A 6,000-nucleotide genomic window follows, 5' to 3' on the forward strand; every position below is an offset into this window, starting at 1 on the left:
TGTGGTTACCAACGGTTAACATCCGGGCGACGTGGCAGCCCGGGCAAACCACCACGATTACGACGGGATGCCGGGCCGGTTTCACCAGCGGTAGCCGTCACAGCCCAACATCACAGTTTGGTAACGGCAGGCTGGGAAGGCGCTGGGGGTGAGGAGCCCGTCACCCGTCCGGTCAGGCTCGGCCGCCGGCCGGAGGACGGATCAGGCCCGCGCGTCCAACCACGACCCCAGCAGGTGGCGGTCGATCGAGTCGATCCGGCCCAGGGGACGCCCCGCGGCCACCCGGGCGCGCAGCTCCGCCCGGGTGAACCACCGCGCCTCCACCACTTCCTCGCCGTCGACCCGGACCCGCGTCGACACCGCCGTCGCCCGGAAGCCGACCATCAGCCCAGCGGGAAACGGCCACGCCTGCGAGCCCTGGTAGGCCACCTCGCCCACGGCCACCCCGGCCTCCTCGCCGACCTCCCGACGGACCGCGTCCTCCAGGCTCTCGCCGATCTCCACGAACCCGGCAAGCGTCGACCAGGAATCCTCCGCCGCGCCCCGATGCCGGGCCAACAGGCAACGCTCCGGCTCACCGGGCGCCTCGACGAGCATGATGACCGCCGGCTCGATCCGCGGGAACAGCAACCGGCCGCAGCCCGCGCCGCCGCAGGAGCGGATGTGCCCGCCCGACCCGGCCACCGTCGCCGCGCCGCAGGCACCGCAGAACCGCTGGCCGCGATGCCAGTGCAACAACCCCTTCGCGTACGCCAGGACGGCCGCCTCGGCCGCGCCCAGGTCACCCACGAGCGCCCGGACGTCCACCGCCTCGACCGCGCCGGCCAGCTCGCACGCCTCGCCCTCGCCCCGGCCGGAGAGGTCGGCGGCGAACACCGCCCGCCCCTCGTCCAGCCCGAGGAAGACCGTCTCGTCCGCACCGGCGAGCAGACCGGCCGCGTCCACCACCACCGGCCGCACCGGTGCCCGCACCGCGTCGACCAGGCACCGATCGCGCCACAGCGGCAGCACCACGCTCACCGGATCGGTCAACCGTTCCGCGAGCCACCCCGGGTCGCCGCGCAGCGCCGCCGCCCGGTCCAGCCATCCGCCGCCGTACGCCAACACCCGCCCACCGTGTCACGATCAGGGCCGGTACGGGCACCCGAAACGGGTGATCGGTGCGACACCGCCGCCGCCCGACACGGACGTCCGGCCGGAGACTCCCGACCGGCCCGAGCGTTGGTTACCGTAGGTGTCTCCCGCGGGGGAAGCGGTCCCCGCACATGTACTTCCGATGAGGTTGAGTGACGATGCACGGCGAGAACATGCCGGCTGCCGACGACCGGCCCACCGTCAAGGTAGCGGCGGTGAGCTGGCCCGGAGTCGAGCTGGAGCCGGTCGCCACACCGCCCGCCGGGGACGGCGGCGGGCCCACGCGCTCCCGGCGCTCCCGGCTGCTGCTGGCCGCCGGGCTCACCGCCGCCCTGCTCGCGGGCGGCATCGGCGTCGGCGCCTACGCCTACGCCGGTGACGTCCCCCGCGGCACCACCGTGCTCGGCACCGAGCTGGGCGGCCGGAGCCGAGCGGAGGCCGCGCGGACGCTCCGCGCCGAGCTGGAGCGCCGGGCCGACGCGCTGAACGCCCCGCTGGCGGTCACGGTCGGCGAGGAGAAGGCCGAGTTGAAACCGGCGGACGTCGGGCTCGCCGTCGACGTGGACGCCACCGTGGCGGCGGCAGCCGCCGCCGACGCGCACCCGGTGAGCCGACTGGTCGGCTCGCGCACGATCGAGCCGGTGGTGACGGTCGACGCCGACCGGCTGAACGCCGCCCTGCGCGAGGTGATGGGTGACCAGGGCCGGGAGATGACCACGCCGACCATCATCTGGACCGGCACCACGCCGAAGCCGGTCTATCCGAAGCCGGCGCTGACCGTGGACCCGGCCGCCGCGACGCAGGCGGTCACCTCCGCGTGGCTCGCCGCCCGGCCGGTCACCGTGCCGCTCGTGGAGAAGTGGCCGGCGACCAGCCGCGAGGAGGTGGACCGGCTCGTCACCGAGCTGGCCCGGCCGGCCGTCGCCGCGCCCGTCACGCTCACCGCCGGCGGTGGCTCGGTCACCATCCCACCCGCCGCCATCGCCCTGTCGCTGCGCTTCTCGACCGATGACGCCGGCACGATCACCCCGCGCGTCGACGTCAAGCGGCTGCGCACCGCGCTCGGCGACAAGCTGACGAAGCTGGAGGTGGCGCCGCGCGACGCCGGGCTGACCATCAGCGGCGGCAAGCCGAAGGTGGTGCCCAGCCGCGCCGGCCGGCAGGTCGACGCCGCCGCGCTCGGCCCGGCGCTGCTCGCGGTGCTGCCCAAGGCGGGCGCCCGCACGGTGACCGCCGAGCTCAAGCCGGCCGCCCCGGAGCTGACCGAGGCCAAGCTGGCCGAGCTGGGCATCAAGGAGCGGGTCTCCACCTTCACCACCCGGTTCACCGGTGGGCTCTCCTCCCCCCGCAGCCAGAACATCGTCCAGGCGGCCAAGGACGTGGACGGCACGATCGTGCAGCCGGGGGAGACCTTCTCGCTCAACGCGCACACCGGCGAGCGCGGCTACGACCAGGGCTACCAGGACGCGCCCACGATCGTGGGCGGCAAGCTGGTGCCCGGCGTGGGCGGCGGCGTCTCGCAGTTCACCACCACGCTGTTCAACGCCACCTACTACGCCGGCATGGAGGACGTCGAGCACAAGCCGCACTCGTTCTACTTCAGCCGCTACCCGGCCGTGATCGAGTCGACCATCTACTGGCCGCAGCTCGACTTCAAGTTCCGCAACAACACCCCGCACGGCGTGCTCATCGACACCTCCTACACGGCCGGTTCGATCACCGTGTCGATCTGGAGCACCAAGATCTACGACAGCGTCAAGACCGAGTACGGTCCCCGCCGCAACGTCACCCAGCCGAAGACCGTCTACCTGAAACCGGGCCCGAGCTGCATCTCCGCGGCCGGCGGCATCGGGTTCGCCCAGGACGCGTTCCGGGTGATCAAGAAGGACGGCAAAGTGATCAAGCGGGAGAAGTTCAGCTGGCGCTACGACGCCGAGCCGCGCTTCATCTGCGCCAAGGATCCGAACGCCTGACCCCGGACATGAGGGAAGGCCCCGTCCGGCGGGGCCTTCCCTCCTTGCTCGGTGCTCCTGCCCGGAGCGCTCAGGGCCGCGCCGCGGCCAGCCCCTCCCGCACGCCGTCCGCGTCGCGGTCGGCACCGTAGACAGGGGTGTCGGGCTGCTGCCGCCAACTCTCGTCGAGCGTGCCGGCGTCGACCGCGTCGAACCCCAGCTCGTCCACCAGCCCCATGACGACCCGCTTGGCGTCCGCGTCGTCACCGGCCACCGGCAGGGCGATCCTGCCCGACGACCCCGCCGGCTTGCCCTCGTCCATCAGGTGTGCTGCCTGGATGGTGTTGAACGCCTTCACCACCTGGGCGCCCTTGAGGTGGTCGGCCGTCCAGCGACTGGAGCTGAGGCTACGGTCCAGCAGTTCGGCGACGTCGCCGTCCCGCTGCGGGTAGTAGTTGTTCGCGTCGACGACCAGTTTCCCCTCGAAGAGGGCCGGGGGTAGCTGCGGCACCGCCTTCAGCGGGATCGCGATGACCACCAGTTCCGCGCCCTGGACCGTCTCCTCCAGGCCGGCAGCCCGGGCGCCGGTCTCCGTGGCGAGGTCGGTCAGGCTCTGCGGACCGCGGGAGTTGGTTACCACGACGTCGTGGCCGAGTGAACTCAGGCGACGGGTGAGGGTGCCCCCGATGTGCCCCGACCCGATGATTCCGATCTCCATGACCACTCCTGTACCCCGGCAGGTCCGTCCCGATCGCAAACCTGCCGTACGTCATGTCACGTTTCCGAGACCGCCGGGCGGCCCCGGCTCGACGGTACGAGACGCGACGCCCCGCCCGTGGTGATTCCCCCCGAACGCAGTTCAGGGCCACCCCGTGGGGGTGGCCCTGAACTGAAAGATTGTCCGGCGGTGTCCTACTCTCCCACACCCTCCCGAGTGCAGTACCATCGGCGCTGGAGGGCTTAGCTTCCGGGTTCGGAATGTTACCGGGCGTTTCCCCTCCGCCATGACCGCCGTAACTCTATGAACATATCAACCAACCACCCACACACACGCGGGGTTTGGTGTTTGTTCAGAGTTGCACAGTGGACGCGTAGCAGCTTGGTAGTCAAGTCCTCGGCCTATTAGTACCGGTCAACTGAACCCGTTACCGGGCTTACATTTCCGGCCTATCAACCCAGTCGTCTAGCTGGGGGCCTTACCCCACAAAAGTGGGTGGGATACCTCATCTTGAAGCGAGCTTCCCGCTTAGATGCTTTCAGCGGTTATCCCTTCCGAACGTAGCTAACCAGCCGTGCCCCTGGCGGGACAACTGGCACACCAGAGGTTCGTCCGTCCCGGTCCTCTCGTACTAGGGACAGCCCTTCTCAAGTATCCTACGCGCACGGCGGATAGGGACCGAACTGTCTCACGACGTTCTAAACCCAGCTCGCGTACCGCTTTAATGGGCGAACAGCCCAACCCTTGGGACCTGCTACAGCCCCAGGATGCGACGAGCCGACATCGAGGTGCCAAACCATCCCGTCGATATGGACTCTTGGGGAAGATCAGCCTGTTATCCCCGGGGTACCTTTTATCCGTTGAGCGACACCGCTTCCACATGCCAGTGCCGGATCACTAGTCCCGACTTTCGTCCCTGCTCGACCTGTCAGTCTCACAGTCAAGCTCCCTTGTGCACTTGCACTCAACACCTGATTGCCAACCAGGCTGAGGGAACCTTTGGGCGCCTCCGTTACCCTTTAGGAGGCAACCGCCCCAGTTAAACTACCCACCAGACACTGTCCCTGAACCGGATAACGGTCCGAAGTTAGATACCCAAATCAACCAGAGTGGTATTTCAAGATTGCCTCCACCCATACTGGCGTATAGGCTTCACCGGCTCCCACCTATCCTACACAAGCTAATTCAGATACCAATGTCAAGCTATAGTAAAGGTCCCGGGGTCTTTCCGTCCTGCCGCGCGTAACGAGCATCTTTACTCGTACTGCAATTTCGCCGGGCCTGTGGTTGAGACAGTGGGGAAGTCGTTACGCCATTCGTGCAGGTCGGAACTTACCCGACAAGGAATTTCGCTACCTTAGGATGGTTATAGTTACCACCGCCGTTTACTGGCGCTTAAGTTCTCCGCTTCGCCCTTGCGGGCTAACAGGTCCCCTTAACGTTCCAGCACCGGGCAGGCGTCAGTCCATATACATCGAATTACTTCTTCGCATGGACCTGTGTTTTTAGTAAACAGTCGCTTCCCCCTGCTCTCTGCGGCCATACAACGCTCCACCCGCGCGGGGCTTCACGTCTCCGGCCCCCCTTCTCCCTAAGTTACGGGGGCAATTTGCCGAGTTCCTTAACCACAGTTCGCCCGATCGCCTCGGTATTCTCTACCTGACCACCTGTGTCGGTTTGGGGTACGGGCCGCTCAGAACTCGCTAGAGGCTTTTCTCGGCAGCATAGGATCACTGACTTCACCTGAATCGGCTCGGCATCACGTCTCAGCCCATATGACGTGCGGATTTACCTACACGTCGGCCTACACGCTTACCCCGGCACAACCACCGGCCGGGATCAGCTACCTTCCTGCGTCACCCCATCGCTTGACTACTACCCGCCAGGTTCCCACGCTCCCCCCAGTCGGTCCGAAGACCTCCCGGAGCTCGGGTGGTTAGCACAACGAGGTTCGTCAGGGTCGCTCTTTCGCGGGTACGGGAATATCAACCCGTTGTCCATCGACTACGCCTCTCGGCCTCGCCTTAGGTCCCGACTCACCCAGGGCGGATTAGCCTGGCCCTGGAACCCTTGGTCATCCGGCGGAAGGGTTTCTCACCCTTCTTTCGCTACTCATGCCTGCATTCTCACTCGTGCCGTGTCCACAACTAGGTCACCCCGTCGCTTCACCCCCGGCACGACGCTCCCCTACCCACC

At 67.6% G+C, this 6,000-nt stretch carries 3 protein-coding genes and 2 rRNA genes (1 of these 5 only partly in view); 1 reads left to right on the plus strand and 4 read right to left on the minus strand.

Going from position 1 to position 6,000, the window contains the following annotated elements; genetic code table 11:
* Positions 1–201 precede the first annotated feature (201 nt).
* On the minus strand, positions 202–1,107 hold the full coding sequence (nudC, locus tag O7619_RS02220) for an NAD(+) diphosphatase (protein WP_282285355.1): 906 nt from the start codon (positions 1,105–1,107) through the stop codon (positions 202–204).
* A 185-nt stretch (positions 1,108–1,292) separates the two neighbouring features.
* Between nudC and O7619_RS02225 the strand changes: the two genes are divergently transcribed.
* Positions 1,293–3,107: a VanW family protein gene (locus tag O7619_RS02225; RefSeq protein ID WP_282288648.1), complete on the plus strand. Its 1,815-nt coding sequence runs from the start codon at positions 1,293–1,295 to the stop codon at positions 3,105–3,107.
* A gap of 70 nt (positions 3,108–3,177) precedes the next feature.
* Here O7619_RS02225 and O7619_RS02230 read toward each other — a convergent pair whose 3' ends face one another.
* From O7619_RS02230 to O7619_RS02240, 3 genes are all read right to left on the minus strand, one after another.
* Complete coding sequence (locus O7619_RS02230; protein WP_282285356.1) at positions 3,178–3,804, minus strand: NAD(P)-binding domain-containing protein; 627 nt, start codon at positions 3,802–3,804, stop codon at positions 3,178–3,180.
* 181 nt (positions 3,805–3,985) lie between these two features.
* Positions 3,986–4,102: ribosomal RNA gene (rrf, locus tag O7619_RS02235) — 5S ribosomal RNA — on the minus strand.
* A gap of 86 nt (positions 4,103–4,188) precedes the next feature.
* Positions 4,189–6,000, minus strand: a 23S ribosomal RNA gene (locus O7619_RS02240); it runs 1,296 nt beyond the window's last position.

This window comes from Micromonospora sp. WMMD998, assembly GCF_029581235.1.
GTDB lineage: Bacteria > Actinomycetota > Actinomycetes > Mycobacteriales > Micromonosporaceae > Micromonospora.

Coding starts and splice junctions, on each gene's coding strand:
- O7619_RS02225 (WP_282288648.1), top strand. CDS start 1,293: ATGCACGGCGAGAACATGCCGGCTGCCGACGACCGGCCCACCGTCAAG.
- O7619_RS02230 (WP_282285356.1), bottom strand. CDS start 3,804: ATGGAGATCGGAATCATCGGGTCGGGGCACATCGGGGGCACCCTCACC.